Genomic DNA, 16,551 nt, shown 5'->3' with positions numbered 1-16,551 from the left:
GGCAGCGGTGCTGCGGGGCTTTTCTGTGTTGCTGCGGGCCCTTCCCGCGTATCCGCTCGACCTGCGGCCAGGAGCGACGACCCGGTTCAGCGGGTGGGTGAACGCACTGTGGAACCACAACGCGCCGGGGGAGGGCGAGAAGGCGCGTTGTGGAACCATAACGCGCTCACGCGGCCGTGATAGGCGCGTCATGGAACCATAATGCGCTGCAGCGGCTCGAGGTGGCGCGTCATGGAACCATATTGCGCTGCAGCGGCTCGAGAACCCGCGTTGTGGAACCATAACGCGCTCCAGCAGCTGAAGAACGCGCGCCGTGGAACCATAACGCGCTCTGGCAGCTCAGTTCGGGAACGCGCGTTGTGGAACCATGATGCGATGCAATGGCTCGAGAAGGCACGTTGTGTTCCGTAGTGCGGTCGGTCACGGCGCGGAACCCACCGCGGCGGACAAGGTGGTGTGCCCGTTGCGACGAAGGGCGGTCGGTCACGGCGCGGAACCCACCGCGGCGGACACGGTGGTGTGCCCGTTGCGACGAAGGAGTGCGGCGAGCTCGCGGTTGACCCGGCGGGGCCAGGTGCCGCCGCCGTAGATGAAGCCGGTGTAGGACTGCACCAGCGAGGCGCCGGCGGTGATGCGGCGGTACGCGTCCTCCCCGGAGAAGATCCCGCCCACCGAGATGATGGTGCGGTCGGGGCCGAGGCGCGCGCGCAGCCTCCCGACGACGGTGTGCGCCACGGTTGCCAGCGGCAGCCCCGACACGCCCCCCGCGCCGATCGCCTCGACCTCGGCGGCGGGGGTGCGCAGCCCCTCGCGCGAAACGGTCGTGTTCGTGGCCACCACCCCGTCGAGCTCGAGCCGGACGGCCATGTCGGCCACGGCGTCGACGTCGTCGTCGGCCAGATCGGTGGTGATCTTGACCAGCAGCGGGACCCGGCGCCCGGGAACCGCGCCCGCGAGCTCGGTGCGCACCGCGGCGAGCAGCGGTTCGAGCACGGTCACCTGCTGCATGTCGCGCAGCCCGGGAGTGTTGGGGGAGCTGACGTTGACGACGACGTAGTCGGCATGCGGCCCGAGGACGCGCGCGCTGTGCCGGTAGTCGTCGATCGCCTCGGCCGGGCCGGCGACCTTGCTCTTGCCGATGTTGATGCCCAGGACCGGCCGGCCTTCGCGGGGCAGGGCGGCCAGCCGCGCGGCGACGGCGTCGGCCCCGGAGTTGTTGAACCCCATCCGGTTCACGAGGGCCTTGTCCTCGGGCAGCCGGAAGAGCCGCGGCTTGGGGTTGCCGGGCTGCGGCCGGGCTGTGATCGTGCCGAGCTCCACGAAGCCGAAGCCGAGCCGGCCGAGCGCGACCGGTCCGCGGGCGTCCTTGTCGAAGCCCGCGGCCAGGCCGAGCGGGTTGGGGAAGTCGACGCCGAACACCCGGGCCCACAGGACGGGATCGGACTCGGTCAGCAGCGAGCCGAGGCGCGGGCCGACGACCGGGGCCCCGGCCACGCCGCGGATCGCGCCGAACGCGACACCGTGGATCGGCTCGGCGGGAATGCGCCGCAGGACGTGCCGGAACAGCAGGTCGTACATGACTCCATCATCGCCGACGCCGGCACGGGTCGCCTGTGTCGCCGACCTCAGCGGTGCGGCGGCCGGAGGGCGCCGAGCTGGTCGAGCATCCGCCGCTCCCGCTTGGTGGGGCGCCCCGTGCCGCGCTCGCGCACGGCGAAGACCGGACGGGCCTCCTTCGGCGGCGGCGGCGGAGTGCGGTCGAGGTAGCAGGCCTGTGCCTCGGGCGCCCCGACCCGCTTCTGGATCACCTTGGTGACCTCGACGATCCGGGTCTGCTCGTACACCCGCGCGCGGATCTCGTCGCCGGGGTGCACCGCGGTCGCGGGCTTGGCGGGACGGTCGTTGACGCGCACGTGCCCACCCCGGCAGGCGGCCGCGGCGTCGGACCGGGTCTTGGCCAGCCGGACCGACCAGAGCCAGCGGTCGAGGCGGGTGGACTCCATCCACCCATCGTGGCACCCGCGCTCGGCAGAGATCCACCGCGTGCGGGAGTCGGCCGGTCGACGGCGGAGGTGCGGGATCGCGCGTCGGCTCGTCACGGTGGCAGCGGACGTCACGGCGATCGGATGGCTCGCGGCTGCCCGGCCCGCCGCGACGGTGGTGTGCTGGGAGCACCTGATCGCCGTCGTCGTGCTGCTGCGGCTCGTCCCGCGGGCTCGGGGCGGGCGGGCTCGCGAACGGGACCGCGATGAGTGGCTGCCTGACACCCCGGCCGCGGGCCGCCCTCGCCGAGCGGCCCTCCCGGCGACGGCGGCCGTCCTCGGCCTCGCGTTCGTCGGGCGTCCGCCAGCCCGACGCACGGGGTCGGTCCGGTGGTCGTGGCCGCGGCCACCACCGCCCTCCGGCGGCGCGAGCGAGGCCCGGAACCGGTCGTTCCGACCCGGACCGGATAGGGTGCGCGGCGTGGCGCGCGCCTTCGACCGGGTCGTCATCGTCTTCAACCCGAACAGCACCGGGAACGCGCAGGAGCGCGCCGAGGAGCTCAAGTCGGGGCTCGCCGAGCGGGCCGCCGATCTGCCCGTCGAGCTGCGCCCGACCGAGTACGCCGGGCACGCGCGGGAGATCGCTCGCGAGGAGGCCGCGACGGGAGCACCCCTGGTGGTGTCGGTGAGTGGCGACGGCGGCTACAACGAGGTCGTCGACGGACTGATGAAGGCCGGCCGGACGGACGCCGTCGCCGCGGTCCTGGCCGCCGGGAACGCGAACGACCACCGCCGCGTCGTCGCGCGACGTCCCCTGCTCGACGCGATCGTCGCGGGCCGGACCGAGCGGCTCGATCTGTTGCGGTTGTCCGTCGACGGCGAGGAGCCGCGCTACGCCCACTCCTACATCGGTCTCGGCATCACACCCGTCGTGGCGCTCGAGCTGGAGCGAGGCGGCAAGGGATCGGTCAAGGAGATCGCGACGACCGTCCGGGCCTTCTCCCGCTTCCGGCCGTTCACGATCGAACTCGACTCCGGGCGGCAGGACTTCGACAGCCTGGTCTTCGCCAACATCGCCGAGATGGCCAAGTACGCCGTGCTGAGCGAGGGCAGCCGGCCGGACGACGGCGTGTTCGAGGTGATCCTGCTGCCGCACGCCTCGAAGCTGCGGGTGCTGGGGACCGCGATCCGCGCCGCGATCAGCGGGCTCGGCCCGCAACCGAGCGTGCGGGAGTACGCCTTCCGGACCGTCGACCCGATGCCGCTGCAGGTCGACGGCGAGGTCCTCGACCTCGACGCCGGGGCGCGGATCCGGGTGGACATCGCGGCGGGCGCGCTGGCGACCGTCCGCTGAATCCGTTTGCCCCCCTGCCGGTGAGGTACGCCCGCCTCATGGAACGTGGCAGCAGCAAGCACAGCGCGCGGATCGACGAGCAGGAGACCCGCGAGGTCGAGGGTCGGCTCGGCAACGCGGGCGGGCACCGCGAGGAGTGGGCCGAGACCGAGCCGCGTGAGGGCGTGGAGAACCGCATCGAGCGGACGGAGCTGCCGCCCCGCCCGCTCGACGAGGACGAGGACGAGGAGCGCTGACCGTCCGCTCCTCCTGCGCGGTAGGTGCTCACCTCCACGCGCGTCTGCCCGGCGGATGCACGATGGAGCCATGGACACGCTGATCGAGCGCCTGCGCGCGGTGCAGGTCTCCTCGCTGTGCGACGCCGACAAAGCGCTCGCCGTCGTCGACCCGGCGATCCGCGCGATGGTCCCGGACGTCTCCTTCGCAGGGCCTGCCTTCACCCTGCTCGCCTACGACGACCACCTGCCCGTGCTCGTCGCGCTGCGGGAGGCCGAGCCCGGGTCCGTGCTCGTGGTGGCCACGAACTCGTTGCGCAAGGCGGTGTCGGGCGAGCTGTTCGCGACCGAGGCGCGCCGTCGGGGGATCGCCGCCATCGTCATCGACGGCTACTGCCGGGACGTGCGGGGGTTGCGGCGGATCGGCCTGCCCGTGCACGCCCGCGGGTCGAACCCGATGTCCGGGACGACGCGCGATCCCGGCACGTTCGCCCGTGAGGTGCTGCTCGGCCGGGTGCGGGTCTCGCCCGGGGACCTCGTCGTCGGCGACGACGACGGCCTCGTCGTCGGGCCGCGGGCACGGTTCGAAGCGGCGATCGACGCCGCCGAGAAGATCGAGCGGGCCGAGAAGGCGCTGCTCGAGGGCATGGCGGCCGGCCGGGATCTGCACGGCATGACCACGCTCGACGAGCACCTCGCCGCGCTGGCGAAGGACCAGCCCAGCACCCTGCGCTTCACGGTCTGACCGGGTCCCCCGACTCGCGGAAGCCCACAGCGCGACTCGCGGAAGCCCACAGCGCGACTCGCGGAAGCCCACAGCGCGACTCGCGGGGATCGGCCGCTCGATTCCGCGAGTCGGGGTGGGGGCTTCGCCGAGTCGGGGTGGGGGCTTCGCCGAGTCGGGGTGTGGGCTTCGCCGAGTCGGGGTGGGGGCCTACGAGGAGAAGGTGATCTCCACGGAGCCGTGGGGGCCGAAGTCGGCGCGGACGGCGTCGCCGGCGGAGATCGCCGGGACCGGGGTCGTGGATCCCGTCGTCACGATCTCGCCCGCCCGCAGACCGGTCCCGAGGTGGGCGAGCTCCTCGGCGAGCCAGACCAGGGCGGTGCGCGGGTCGCCCATCACCTCGGCGCCGGTGCCCACGGCCGCCTTCTCGCCGTTGATCCACAATGCTGTCCCCGCTGTGGACAACTCGATGTCCTGCCAGTCCGGGATCTCCGGGCCGAGCACGAACTGTCCGGCGCAGGCGACGTCGGCGAGCAGTTGCGAGCTGCCGGCCCGCGGGTAGTCCCGCAGCCGCGAGTCCGGCACCTCGATCGCCAGGTGCAGTGCCGCCACCGCCGCGAGCACGTCCTCGCGGGACGCGCCCGCCGGCACGTCCGAGGCCATCCGGAACGCGAACTCCGCCTCGACCACCCGCATGTGCAGGCCCCCGGAGGGCAGCGTGTCGCCGGGCTCGAAGCGGAACCGGTCGAACAGCCGGCCCGGCAGCGGGGTGCCGATGCCGATCACCGCCTGGCTCGGCGCCGACGTCGCGGCGATCTTCCAGCCGTAGCCCGGGCCCGCCCGCTCACCGACGCGGTGCTGGATCGCCCAACCGGCCGCGTGGTCGTAGGGACGGACCTCCTCGGGCAGCTCGTCGATCACGTCGCCGGCCGTCCACGCCGTCCACAACAGGTCGGCGGCACGGTCGGCGGCCGTCAGGGCCTCGGTGCTGAGGGGCATGGGTGTGATCGTCGCCTCAGCGGCCCCCGGAACGCAATGCCGCGACGACCTCCTTCACCCGTGCATCCGCCATCAGGTCCTCGAGCGACACGGGCAGCGGGAGCCGCCAGTTCGGGTACTCGTCGACGGTTCCGGGGAGGTTCGGCTGACGCGTCTCGCCGACGACGTCGTAGGGCGAGGCCAGCACGAGCCGGCTGCGGCTGCGGGCGAGCAGGGCGTGCATCGCGACCACGATCCGCTCCTCCGGGGCGTCGCGGTCGTCGAGCACACCCTCGGCGACGAGCAGGTCGACCAGCTCGGCCCGCTCGGCGGCGGCCTTGCGCTCCTCGGCGGCGACGTCGTCGAGCAGGCCGAGGTCGGCCCGCACGCGGACGTGCTCCCCGCGCAGGAAGCCCGACGCCGTCGGCAGGTCGTGGGTGGAGATCGTCGCCACGGCCTCCTCCGGCCAGTCCGCGGGCGCCATCAGCGCGTCTCCGCGTTCCGGGTCGCGCGCGAACCAGAGCACGGTCGAACCGAGCATGTTCCGGCTGTGCAGCGCCTCGGTGACCTCGGGCTCCACGGTGCCGAGGTCCTCGCCGACCACGGCTGCGCCGGCCCGGGCGGCCTCGAGCGTGAGGACGGCGAGCATCGCCTCGGCGTCGTAGTGCACGTAGGTGCCTCGGTCCGGGGAGCGGCCCGGCGGCACCCACCAGAGCCGGAAGAGCCCGGCGACGTGGTCGATGCGCAGCCCGTCGGCGTGGGTGAGCAGGGCGCGCAGCATGTCGCGGTAGGCCGCGTAGCCGGTCGCGGCGAGCCGGTCCGGCCGCCACGGCGGCAGGCCCCAGGCCTGTCCGCGCTGGTTGAACGCGTCCGGTGGGGCGCCGACGGTGACGTCGAGGGCCAGGACGTCCTGCAGTGCCCAGGCGTCGGCACCCTCCGGGTCGCAGCCCACGGCGAGGTCGTGGATGACGCCGAGGGGCATGCCGGCCTCGCGGGCGGCGGTGCGTGCCGACGCGAGCTGGTCGGCGAGCCGCTGCTGCACCCAGCCGTGGAACGCGACCCGCGGCGCGAGCTCGCGCCGGGCCCGGGCGACCGCCTCGGAGCCGGGGTGACGCAGCTCCTTCGGCCACAGCGTGAACCGGCCGCCGTAGCGTTCGGCGAGCGCGCAGTAGGTCGCGAAGTCGAGGAGGTCGGCGCCGGGGTCGACGGGCTCCGGCCGCCCGGCCGCCCGCCACAGCACCTCCAGCGCGGATCGCTTGGCCGCCCACACCCGGTCGTGCGGGATCCGGTCGCCGACCACCTCCGGCCGCAGGGCGTCGACCTCCGCGCGGGTGGCGGGGTCGGCTGCGGCGTACTCGGCCAGGTCGGTGACGCGCAGCGCCAGCGGGGTCGCGAACCGCCGGCTCGACGGCGTGTACGGCGAGGGTTGCACGGGCGCGAGCGGGGTGATCGCGTGCAGCGGGTTGAGCAGGATCGCCGAGGCGCCTTGCTCGCCCGCGCGTGCGGTGAAGGAGCGCAGGTCCCCGAGGTCGCCGATGCCCCAGCTGTCCGCCGAGTGCAGCGCGTAGAGCTGCAGCATCCAGCCCCACGAGCGGGGGGTCGGCGGCAGCGCCGGCGGCGAGACGACGACCGTGACCTGCTGCTCGGCCGTCTCCAGCCGGTACCAGCCGGGGTCCCGCCCGGTCAGCTCGCCCTCGACCTCCCGCCGGGTGCCGTCCTCGGCGACGAGCACGCCCGGCACGGGGAGCCTCCGCGAGCGTCCGGCGCGCAGGCCGATCGTGCCGGGCAGCAGCCCCCGCGCGGCGTTCTCGCGGGCCTCGGTCAGCGCCGCCGACCGCGCGGCGGGGGTGGTGGCGTCGACCTCGAGCAGGCCGAGGACCTCGACGACCACCTCCTCGTCGACGACGACCGGCCTGCGGTCGCCGTCGTTGTAGCCCGTCGCGACGCCGTGCGCCGCGGCCAGTTCCCAGAGGTCCGGATCGATCGTCACGAGGGGGAATCGTCCCGGATCGCGGGCGCGCCCGCCCGTCCGGACTCCCCGGAGGCGCCGGGCCCGGTCCGCCGCACCCGCTGAATCGCGCTGAGCTGCGCCGATGCCCGTGCGGCGACACGCCGCGATCCGGTCGTGGAACGGGGTGGAGGGGGTCTCCGGTGCTACGGTCCACCGACGAGTCCGGGCGGGCCCGCACGTCTCGGGCGGCCGTGGGGAGGGCACCGGCCGGGCCTCGACGAGATCGCGCGAGGAGAGCCGAATGAGCACGTGGGCCCTGGTCGTCATGGTCCTGCTCGTGCTGCTGGCCGCCGGGATCGTGCTGGTGGCGCTGCGCCGCGGGGACCGGGGCGGAGCGACCGCCCCCGAGGAGTCGCTCGGGCCCGCGCCGGGACGGACGGTGGCCGACCTGGTCCGCGACCGGTCCACCGGGACCGCGCCCGCTCCCGAGCCGGTCGAGCCCGCGCCGGTCGCCGCGGAGCCGGCCACGGCCGAGGACACGCCCGCCGCGCCGGCCGATCTCGCTGCGTCCCCGGCGGACGACCGGCCTGACGAGCCCCCCGCCGAGCGGCGCCGCGTCGTGGCCGACGTCGTCGACGCCGGCCCCGTCGGTCCTCCGTGGACGCGTGGCTTCGTCGACGGCGTCCCGGTCGAGGCGCCGCCGCGCACCCACCCCCGGCAGCGCCGGTCCGCGGTGGACCCGGCGCTGGTCGCGCGGGTCACCTCGGTGTCCCCGCCCGCGCCGGGGCGCGACGACCGGCCGATGGCGCAGGGGATCGTCAGCCCGGCCGTCGCCGAGGCGGTGGCCCGGGCCGAGGCGTCGCGCCGGCAGCAGGCCACGTCCCGGCCCGCCGAGGACACCGCCGTGCCCGCGCCCCGGGACGGGGCCGGCCGACGCCCGATGCTCGCCGTCGTGCGCGGCGGGGCGGACGACGGGCGCGAGGTCCGCAGGCTGCACACGGCACCGCCGGTGATCGCCGTCGGTACCGGTGCCGCCGCCTCGCTCGCCGAGCCGGTGGTGGCGGAGCCCGTGGTGGAGGAGGTCGAGGAGGTCGAGGAGCCGCCGGAGGAGCTGCCCGACGAGCGCCCGCTGGAGGTCGCGGAGGAGCAGCCCGAGGAGAGCGCGGAGGTCGCGCAGGAGCAGGACGAGGAGATCGCCGCCGTTGAGGCTCCCGCATCCCTCGCCGAGGCCTCCACCAGCGCCGACGCCGTGATCGACACCCCGGCTGCGGTGCCCGCGCCGGCGCCCGTCACGCTGGGCCCCGTGAGCCCGACGACGAGCACCCCCGAGCCCGCACCGCAGCCGGGCCCCGCCACCGGAACCGCCACCCGGTCCGACGAGGCCCGCGCGGCCGAGCACGCCGCCGTCGACCTGGCCCTGCTGCGCACCCTCGGGTTCGCCGACCCCAATCCGCGCCCCGGTTCGGCCCCCGTCGTCGACCTCGCGGTCGTCCACGAGGAGGAGGCGCCGCTCGCGCCCGGGCGGGCCGTGCCGGTGCGGTTCCTGGTCGTGCAGCGGGACCGGCTCCCGCTCGCCGAGGCCGCCGTGACCCTCCTCGACCCGCGCGGCCGCGAGACCGCCTCGGCAAGTGCCGACGCCGAGGGCCGCGGCGAGGTGACCGCGCCCGGCCCGGGCGGGTACGTGCTGGTCGCGGCGGCGGACGGGCACCAGCCCGGCGTCGTCGCGCTGACCGTCCCCGACACCGGGTCCGCGGTGGCGGAGGTCGAGGTGCAGCTCGTGCGCTCCTCGACGGTCGCCGGGTCGGTCCGCGACGCCCGCGGCTCCGGTCTCGCCGAGGTCGCGGTCTCCCTGCTGCAGGACGGCGAGCTGATCGCCACCGCGATCACCCCGGCGGACGGTGCCTACCGCTTCGGCGAGCTGGCCGGCGGCGAGTACACCGTGGCGGCCGTCGCCGAGGGGCGCGAGCCGCGGGCCCTCCCGGTCCGGGTGGGCGAGGAGGCCGACGCGGCACAGGACGTCGTGCTGGCCGGGCCGGTCGCGCAGTCGACCGGTGCCGCCGAGCACCACTAGGGGCCGGGCGGGGATGCCGATCGCGGAGGGACGCCTGCCCGGCGTCCTCGGCGAGCTGTTCTGGCGCGCCTGGCTCCCGGACGCCGACGCCACGGGTGTCGTGCTGGTCAGCCACGGTCTCGGCGAGCACGCCGGCCGCTACGCCGCGCTCGCGGGAACGCTCACCGCCGACGGCTGGGCGGTCTACGTCCCCGACCACGCCGGCCACGGGCTCTCCGCGGGCCGGCGGGTCGACGGCGGTCCCGCGAACTGGGTCCCCGATCTCGACGTCGTCCGCCGGCACGCCGCCGCCCGGCATCCAGGGCGACCGGTGATCCTTCTCGGGCACAGCATGGGCGGGTTGATCGCGCTCCGCTACGCCGCCGCGCACCGGGCCGCGCTCGCGGGCCTGGTCCTCTCCGCGCCGGCCCTGTCGAAGCAGGCCGTCCCGGCCCGGCTCGTCCCGGTGCTGACCGCGCTCGCCCGGGTCGCGCCGACGCTGCGGCCGGCGGGGATCGACGTCGCGGACCTCAGCAAGGACCCCGACGTGGTCGCGGCGTACCGGGCCGATCCGCTGGTCCACCACGGCCACCCCACGCTGCGGCTCGGCGCCGCGATGTTCGACGCGATGGATGAGGCGCTCGCGTCCGCGGCGGACCTGCGCCTCCCCGTGCTGCTGCAGCACGGCGTCGACGACCGGATCACGACCGTCGAGACCTCCCGCTCGCTGGCCGCGGCCCTCGGCTCCGAGGACCTCACGGTCGAGTTCTACGACGGCCTCTGGCACGAGATCTACCACGAGCCGGAGCGGGAGCGCCCGATCGCCGACCTCCGCGCCTGGCTCGCCGCGCACCGCTGATCGTCACCCTCGAGAAGGCGAGTACGAGGTCCGTGGTCCCGTCGGACCGGGCACGCCCGCGCCGACGGTCAGGGCGTCCCGTTCAGCAGGGGCCGCAGCGGGTCCCCGAGGACCTCGACCCAATCGATCTCCGTCACGGGTGCCGACGATGCCCGAGGAGACTCCTAGACCGGCAGCTCCTCGGCGGGGCCCATGTCGAACGCGAGGTGGTCGACGATCGCGGTGAGCAGGGGCCGGCGCGGCAGGCCGAGCGACCGCAGCTCGTCGGCCATCGGATGCCCGGAGCCGAGGACGAGCGTGCCCGCGCCCAGGCCGATCCGCACCCCGCGCAGCCGGGCCCGGACGGGACTGGCGAGCATCACGCCGTCGCGGGGGGCGAAGGCGGTGACCGAGCCGGGCACGGTGCCGGGCAGCGCGAACGGCAGCGTCGCGAGGGCCGCGGTGAGGACGTGCGCGCCCTCGTGGGCCAGGTGCGCGGTGGCACGCGAGCCCCGGATGTCCAGCTCGGCGGTCCCGAGCCACTTCGGCAGGCCCCAGAGCGCCCGCCCGGCCTCCATCGTGAACGGCTCGGTCACGGGCAGCTGCGTGATGTGCACGCCGACCCGCCCCCGGAACCGGACGGGGAGGGCGAGGGCCAGCTCGTCGTAGGCGCCGAGGTCGTTGACCCGGTAGTCGACCAGCCCGACGACGGCGAGCGCCCACCCGGCGACGGCCACCGGCTCCAGCCCGGTGCCCTCGAGCAGCGCCGCCGCGCGGGCCGCCCGGACGGGGTACGCGGCGCAGGCCGCCCCCGCGTCGCCGATGCGCACGGGGAAGGTCAGGTGCTTGCCCTGCACCTCCCAGCTGCCGTCGTCGAGCTTCGTCGCCATGACCGCATCCTGCCCGGTCGGCGGGCTGCGGGCGGCCGCAGGGCGGGGCGCGTCCGGCCCGCGCGGCCCACGGTTCGCCGCCGCCCCGACGACCTGGCAGGCTGTGTCCTCGGGGCGCCGGCCCCACGGCGTGGAGGAGGGCTCGTGACGAATCCGGACGGCCCCGGCGTCCGGCGTCTGCTCGCGACCGCCGACCGGTCGGACTCGCCGCTCGGCCCACCGGAAGGGTGGCCCGCCGAGCTGTCCTCGGCCGTCGGCATCATGCTCGCCTCGCCCCACCCGCTGGCGCTGTTCTGGGGACCCGAGCTCTGCGTCGTCTACAACGACGCCTTCGTCGCGGTCCTCGGCGCGCGGCACCCGTGGGCCCTCGGGCGGCCCGGCGCCCAGGTGTGGCCGGAGGTCTGGGACCGGATCGGCCCCGCGTTGCAGCACGTCCTCGACACCGGGGAGGCCGTCGAGCGGATCGACGACCGGCTGATCATGGACCGTGCCGACGGGCCGCAGGAGACGTTCTGGCGCTACGCGTTCAGTCCCGTCCGAGGAGCCGGCGGGACGGTCGCCGGCGTCTTCGACGTGGTCTCGGAGAGCACCGCGCAGGTCGTCGGGGCCCGGCGCGCGGCCCTGCTCGGCCGGTTGGCCGGGCTGGTGCGGGAGGCGGGCCCGACCGAACCGGTCACGGCGCACGTCACCGCCGCGCTGGTGGACTCGCCGGACGTGCCGTTCGCGCTGCTCGGCGGGGTCGGCGCGCCGGTGGCGGTGGGCGTGGACCCGACCCCCGAGCTGGTCGCGCTGCTGGACCGGCAGGGCCTGGTCACGTTGCCCGGCGGCGGGCACGGATGGGCCGCCGCGCTCGGCGGCGGCGCCCGGCTGCTGCTCGGCGTCACCCCGCTGCTCCCCCTCGACGACGGCTACCTCGACTTCCTCGCGCTGGTCGCCGGTCATGTCGATGCCGCCCTGGCCGCGGCGCGCGCCGCCACGGAGGAGCGGGACCGCGGCAAGCCGGATCGTCACGACCGCAGCCGGACCGAGTTCTTCACCGGCGTCAGCCACGAGTTCCGCACACCCCTGGCGCTGATCATGGGCCCGCTGGAGCAGCTGCGCGCCGCACCGGACCCGAAGGTCCGGCACGACGCCGACGTCGCGCACCGCAGTGCGCAGCGGATGCTCAAGCTGGTCAACACCCTGCTCGACGTGTCGCGCCTGGAGGAGGGCCATCCCGACGCGGCGTTCGCGCCCGTCGACCTCGGCACGCTCACCGGGGAGCTCGCCGCCCTGTTCCGCGACCCGACCGAGCGCGCCGGGCTGCGGCTCGACGTCGACTGCCCGCCGTCCGAGCGGCCCGTCTGGGTCGACCAGGACATGTGGGAGAAGATCGTCCTCAACCTGCTGAGCAACGCCCTGAAGTTCACCTTCGAGGGCGGCCTGCGGGTGAGCACCCGGATCGAGGACGACGCCTTCGTGCTGCGGGTCGCCGACACCGGCACGGGTGTCCCGGCGGCCGAGCTGCCCCGGCTGTTCGACCGCTTCCACCGGGTCCGCGCCACCCACGCCCGCTCGTACGAGGGCAGCGGCATCGGGCTGGCCCTGGTCCGCCAGCTTGCCGAGGTGCACGGCGGCACGGTCCACGCGGCCAGCACGGCGGGCGTCGGCAGCACCTTCGTCGTCCGGGTGCCGCTCGGGTTCGCCCACCTGCCGGTCGAGAGCATCACCCTCGGCCGGCCCGCCGCGGCGCCGCACCCGCGGCCGGAGACCTTCGAACCGTTCGTCGCCGAGGCGCTGCGCTGGACGCCCGCGCTCCCCGAGGACCGGGGCACACCGCAGCTGCCCGAGACCGTGGACCCGCCGCGGGGCCACGTGCTCGTCGTCGAGGACGACCCGGACATGCGCGAGCACCTGCACCGGCTGCTGAGCGAGCACTGGTCGGTGCACGAGGTGGCGAGCGGTGCCGAGGCGCTCGACGTCGCCCGCTCCGACCCGCCGGACCTCGTCGTGGCGGACGTGATGATGCCCGAGCTCGACGGCATCGGGCTGCTCCGCGCGCTGCGCGCCGACGCCCGCACAGCCGGGCTCCCGGTGGTGCTGCTCTCGGCGCGGGCCGGCGAGGAGGCCGCGGTCGAGGGCCTGGCCGCGGGCGCGGACGACTACCTCGTCAAGCCCTTCTCCGCGCGCGAGCTGCTCGCCCGCGTCGCCAACCACCTGCACCTGGGCCGGGTCCGGCGGGCCGCCGAGCTGCGCTTCCGGGCCATGGCCAACTCCACGCCCGCGCTGATCTGGGTCGACGACGCCGGCGGGCACCGGGTGTTCGTCAACCGCGGCTGGCTGGACTTCACCGGTGCCCGGGAGGCCGTCGGCGAGCTCGGACTGGACTGGCGCGAGCGCATCCACCCGGACGACCGCGAGCGCTACCGCTCGGTGGTCGAGGCGGCGACCCGGACCGGCGCGCCCTTCGAGGTCGAGTACCGGATGCGGGCCGGCGACGGCCGGTTCCGCTGGGTGCTCGACCGTGGTGCCCCCATCGCCACGAACGGCGGCCCGGCGGGGCGGCCGGTCGGCTATGCCGGCGGCTGTCTCGACATCGACTCCCGGCACGCCGAGCAGCGCCGCCACCAGCTCTACGCGGCCGTCGGCGACGCCCTGGACCGGGAGATCAGCCAGTCCGCGCGTCTCGAGGCGTTCGCCCGGACCGTGGTCGACGAGGGCCTGGCCGACATCGTGCGCGTGTTCACCGACGACGGGGCGGGACCGGCGCTGCGGATCGTCGCGACCACCGATCCGGACAGCGAGCGGGACCTGCGCCGGGTGCCCGGCCTGCCGCTGCTGCAGCGGCTCGCGGCGGTCGAGGACCCGGTGCTGCTCCCACCGGAGGAGCTCGCGGCCGCCTTCGCCGAGGTCGCACCCGAGGACCGGGAGGTGTGGGAGCGGTCGGGGGCGCACTCCGCGCTGTTCGTCCCGCTCCGCGCCCGCGGCGGCGTGCTGGGCATGTTCGCCGTGGCGCGGACGGGCGAGTCGCCCGTGCTCGACGAGTCCGACGTCGTCCTGTTCTCCGAGATCGCCCGGCGGGCGGCGGTCGCGGTGGACAACGCGCGGCTGCTGGAGCAGGAGCGCGCGAGCAGCACGCGGCTCGGCCTGCTGCACCGCGCGACCGCCGAGATGTCCGCCGCCGCCACGCCGGCCGAGGTCGCGCGGACCGCCACCGGTCACCTGGTCGCCCTGCTCGGATCCCCGTTCGCCGGGGTCTGGCAGACCCGCGGCGAGGACCTGCAGCTCCTGGTGCTGCAGGGCTGGCAGGGCGAGCCGCCCGCGGAGCTCACGACGGTGTCCCTGGCCGAGGAACACCCGGCGCGGACCGCGCTGCGCGCGCGCCAGGCCCTGTGGTTCGAGGACGCCGAGGGTCTGCGGGACGAGCACCCCGCCGCGGCACAGTGGCTGGACCGCTTCGGTATCGAGGCCGCGATCTGGGTGCCGCTCGTCGCGGGCGACCGGGACCTGGGCATGATCGCGGTCGGGTTCACCGGGCCGCGAGCGCTGAGCGCGAGCGACCGCGAGGCGACGCTGGCCGTGGCCGAGCTGGCCGCCCAGGCGTTGGACCGGTCGTTGCTGCTGGTCGCCGAGACCGAGGGCCGGCGGCTCGCCGAGCGGCTCGGCGCGGTGGCCACCGCGCTCTCCCGCGCGACCGACCTGGAGTCGGTGGCCGACGTCATCCTGGCCCACGCACGGTCGGCGATCGGGGCCGAGGCCGTCGTCGTCCTGCTGGTCGACGACGAGGGCCTCCTGCACACCCTCGCCGCGGACGGCTGGGCGGCCGGCGACCGGATCGTCGAACACGGCCTGCGCGTGACCTCCGACCACCCGCTCGGGCAGGTGGTGCGCTCGGCCGAGCCGATCTGGGCGGCCGGGGGGCAGCCCGGGGCGTACCCGGTGCGTACGGCGGTCCCGCTGCTGGTCGCAGGTCGGGCGATCGGCGTGATCGGGCTCGGCTTCGGCCGCGACCCCGCCTTCGGCCCGGACGAGCGCGGGCTGGTGCTGACCATCGCCAGCCAGTGCGCGCAGGCGGTCCAGCGGGCGCGGCTGCACCAGGCCGAGCACGAGGTCGCCGTGACCCTGCAGCGCAGCCTGCTGCCGCAGGAGCTGCCGGAGCTCGACCGGCTCGCCGTCGCCACCCGGTACAACCCGGGGACGGAGGGCACCGAGGCCGGCGGCGACTGGTTCGACGTGCTCGACCTCGCCGACGGACGGGTGGCGCTGGTGGTCGGCGACGTCGTCGGGCGCGGGCCCTCAGCCGCCGCCGTCATGGGCCAGCTGCGCAGCGCGCTCGCCGCGAACCTGGTCAACGGCCAGTCACCGGCCACCGCGCTCGAGCAGCTCGACCTGTTCGCCCGCCGGGTCACCGGCGCGCGGGCCAGCACCGTCGCGTGCGCGGTCGTCGACACCGATTCCGGCGTGCTGCGCTACGCCTGCGCGGGGCACCCCCCGCCGCTGGTGGCCGGACCGGACGGGGTCCGGCTGCTCGACGGCGGCCGGGGCACCCCGCTCGGCGTGGCGGGCCGCCCGCCCTTCGCCGAGGCCGAGGGCCGGATCGATCCGGGGGAGACGATCCTGCTCTGCTCGGACGGGCTGTTCGAGCGCCGCACCGAGGTGATCGACGACGGGATGGACCGGCTGGCCGAGACCTTCGGCTCCCTCGCCGGGCATCGGCCCGCGGACATGGTCGACGTGCTGCTGGAGCGGATGCTCGACGAGGAGGGCGCCCCGGACGACACGGTCGTGGTGCTGGCCCGGCGGGTGCCCGAGCCGCTGACCCGGTCGATGCCGGCCGACGCCGAGTGCCTGGCCCCCATGCGCCGGGCCATCGCGGAGTGGGCGGCCCGCTGCGGGCTGGGCGAGGACGGCACCACGGACCTGCAGCTCGCGGTCGGGGAAGCGGTGACCAACTCGGTCGAACACGCCTACGCGGGGAGCCCCGAGCCGGCCGCCGACGCCGTGCGGCTCGACCTGGAGCTGCAGCCCGACGGGTCCGTCGCCGTGCGGGTGGTGGACCGCGGGCTCTGGCGGCCGCCGCCCGTCGACCCGGGATACCGCGGGCGGGGCCTGGCGCTGATCCGGGAGCTGGCCGAGAACGTCGAGGTCATCCCCGCGGACGACGGCACCGAGGTCTGGTTCCGGATGCCGGCGCTACCGGTGCAGGTGGTCCCGCGGCTGCCCCGTGGCTCGGCCGACCGGCCGGCCGAGCGCGTCCGGGACGACGGGCCCGATGTCACGCGGCTGCGGCGCTGGGCGGACGCGCAGACGGTGCGCGTGCACGTGGAGGGCGACCTCGACCTCGCGGGTGTCGCCACGGTGCGCTCCGACCTGCTCGCCGAGCTGGACCGGCGCGGGCCGCTCACGCTGACGCTGGCCGCCGACTCGTACGTCTCGAGCTCGGGCATCGCGCTGCTGTCCGAGCTGGCCCAGCGCGCGCGGGCGGTCGGCACGGAGTTCAGCGTGGTGACGCCCTCGGACAGCCCGGCGCGCCGGATCCTGGTCCTCGCCGGGCTGGACACGCTGATCGGCGTGGCGCCGGGCGCCTGAG

The 16,551-nt window shown here is 75.8% G+C and carries 12 protein-coding genes; 7 read left to right on the top strand and 5 right to left on the bottom strand.

What is annotated here, in order from left to right; genetic code table 11:
* Positions 1-483: 483 nt before the first annotated feature.
* Positions 484-1,578 carry a quinone-dependent dihydroorotate dehydrogenase gene (locus ACL02T_RS29695; RefSeq protein ID WP_412834100.1) on the bottom strand — a complete coding sequence of 365 codons (1,095 nt, stop codon included), beginning with the start codon at positions 1,576-1,578 and terminating at the stop codon, positions 484-486.
* A 47-nt stretch (positions 1,579-1,625) separates the two neighbouring features.
* The gene (locus tag ACL02T_RS29690) at positions 1,626-2,003 is read right to left on the bottom strand and encodes an RNA-binding S4 domain-containing protein (RefSeq protein ID WP_412834099.1); all 378 of its coding nucleotides are present in this window, start codon (positions 2,001-2,003) and stop codon (positions 1,626-1,628) included.
* A gap of 460 nt (positions 2,004-2,463) precedes the next feature.
* Between ACL02T_RS29690 and ACL02T_RS29685 the strand changes: the two genes are divergently transcribed.
* The 3 genes from ACL02T_RS29685 to ACL02T_RS29675 all read left to right on the top strand — a co-directional run bounded on the left by ACL02T_RS29685 (position 2,464) and on the right by ACL02T_RS29675 (position 4,296).
* Positions 2,464-3,336 (top strand): diacylglycerol/lipid kinase family protein, encoded by an 873-nt coding sequence (locus ACL02T_RS29685; RefSeq protein WP_412834098.1) that lies wholly within the window; start codon positions 2,464-2,466, stop codon positions 3,334-3,336.
* Positions 3,337-3,374: 38 nt separating this feature from the next.
* Positions 3,375-3,572 carry a hypothetical protein gene (locus ACL02T_RS29680; RefSeq protein ID WP_412834097.1) on the top strand — a complete coding sequence of 66 codons (198 nt, stop codon included), beginning with the start codon at positions 3,375-3,377 and terminating at the stop codon, positions 3,570-3,572.
* A gap of 70 nt (positions 3,573-3,642) precedes the next feature.
* A complete protein-coding gene (locus ACL02T_RS29675; protein ID WP_412834096.1) occupies positions 3,643-4,296 on the top strand; it encodes an RraA family protein in 654 nt (217 codons plus the stop codon).
* Between the two features lie 189 nt (positions 4,297-4,485).
* On the opposite strand, the gene ACL02T_RS29670 is transcribed toward ACL02T_RS29675, so the two are convergent.
* Entirely contained in the window at positions 4,486-5,274 is a 789-nt protein-coding gene (locus tag ACL02T_RS29670) for a 2-keto-4-pentenoate hydratase (protein WP_412834095.1), read from the bottom strand.
* A gap of 16 nt (positions 5,275-5,290) precedes the next feature.
* Positions 5,291-7,237: a 4-alpha-glucanotransferase gene (malQ, locus tag ACL02T_RS29665; protein WP_412834103.1), complete on the bottom strand. Its 1,947-nt coding sequence runs from the start codon at positions 7,235-7,237 to the stop codon at positions 5,291-5,293.
* Between the two features lie 268 nt (positions 7,238-7,505).
* Between malQ and ACL02T_RS29660 the strand changes: the two genes are divergently transcribed.
* Together ACL02T_RS29660 and ACL02T_RS29655 are read left to right on the top strand one after the other, a co-directional pair.
* Complete coding sequence (locus tag ACL02T_RS29660) at positions 7,506-9,275, top strand: carboxypeptidase regulatory-like domain-containing protein (RefSeq protein ID WP_412834094.1); 1,770 nt, start codon at positions 7,506-7,508, stop codon at positions 9,273-9,275.
* Between the two features lie 13 nt (positions 9,276-9,288).
* Complete coding sequence (locus ACL02T_RS29655) at positions 9,289-10,113, top strand: alpha/beta hydrolase (protein WP_412834093.1); 825 nt, start codon at positions 9,289-9,291, stop codon at positions 10,111-10,113.
* A 164-nt stretch (positions 10,114-10,277) separates the two neighbouring features.
* Here ACL02T_RS29655 and ACL02T_RS29650 read toward each other — a convergent pair whose 3' ends face one another.
* On the bottom strand, positions 10,278-10,982 hold the full coding sequence (locus ACL02T_RS29650; RefSeq protein WP_412834092.1) for an acetoacetate decarboxylase family protein: 705 nt from the start codon (positions 10,980-10,982) through the stop codon (positions 10,278-10,280).
* On the opposite strand from ACL02T_RS29650, the gene ACL02T_RS29645 reads away from it, so the two are divergent.
* Both ACL02T_RS29645 and ACL02T_RS29640 read left to right on the top strand, forming a co-directional pair.
* On the top strand, positions 10,981-11,130 hold the full coding sequence (locus ACL02T_RS29645; RefSeq protein WP_412834091.1) for a hypothetical protein: 150 nt from the start codon (positions 10,981-10,983) through the stop codon (positions 11,128-11,130). The genes ACL02T_RS29650 and ACL02T_RS29645 overlap by 2 nt on opposite strands.
* Positions 11,127-16,550, top strand: a complete 5,424-nt coding sequence (locus ACL02T_RS29640) for a SpoIIE family protein phosphatase (RefSeq protein ID WP_412834090.1) — start codon at positions 11,127-11,129, stop codon at positions 16,548-16,550. Before ACL02T_RS29645 ends, ACL02T_RS29640 begins: the two co-directional genes overlap by 4 nt.
* The last annotated feature ends 1 nt before the right edge of the window (position 16,551 follow it).

This window comes from Pseudonocardia oceanicola (genome assembly GCF_047200735.1).
Taxonomy (GTDB): Bacteria; Actinomycetota; Actinomycetes; order Mycobacteriales; family Pseudonocardiaceae; genus Pseudonocardia.
Note: the sequence above shows the minus strand (reverse complement) of the source record. Positions and strands in the feature narration are given on the sequence as shown.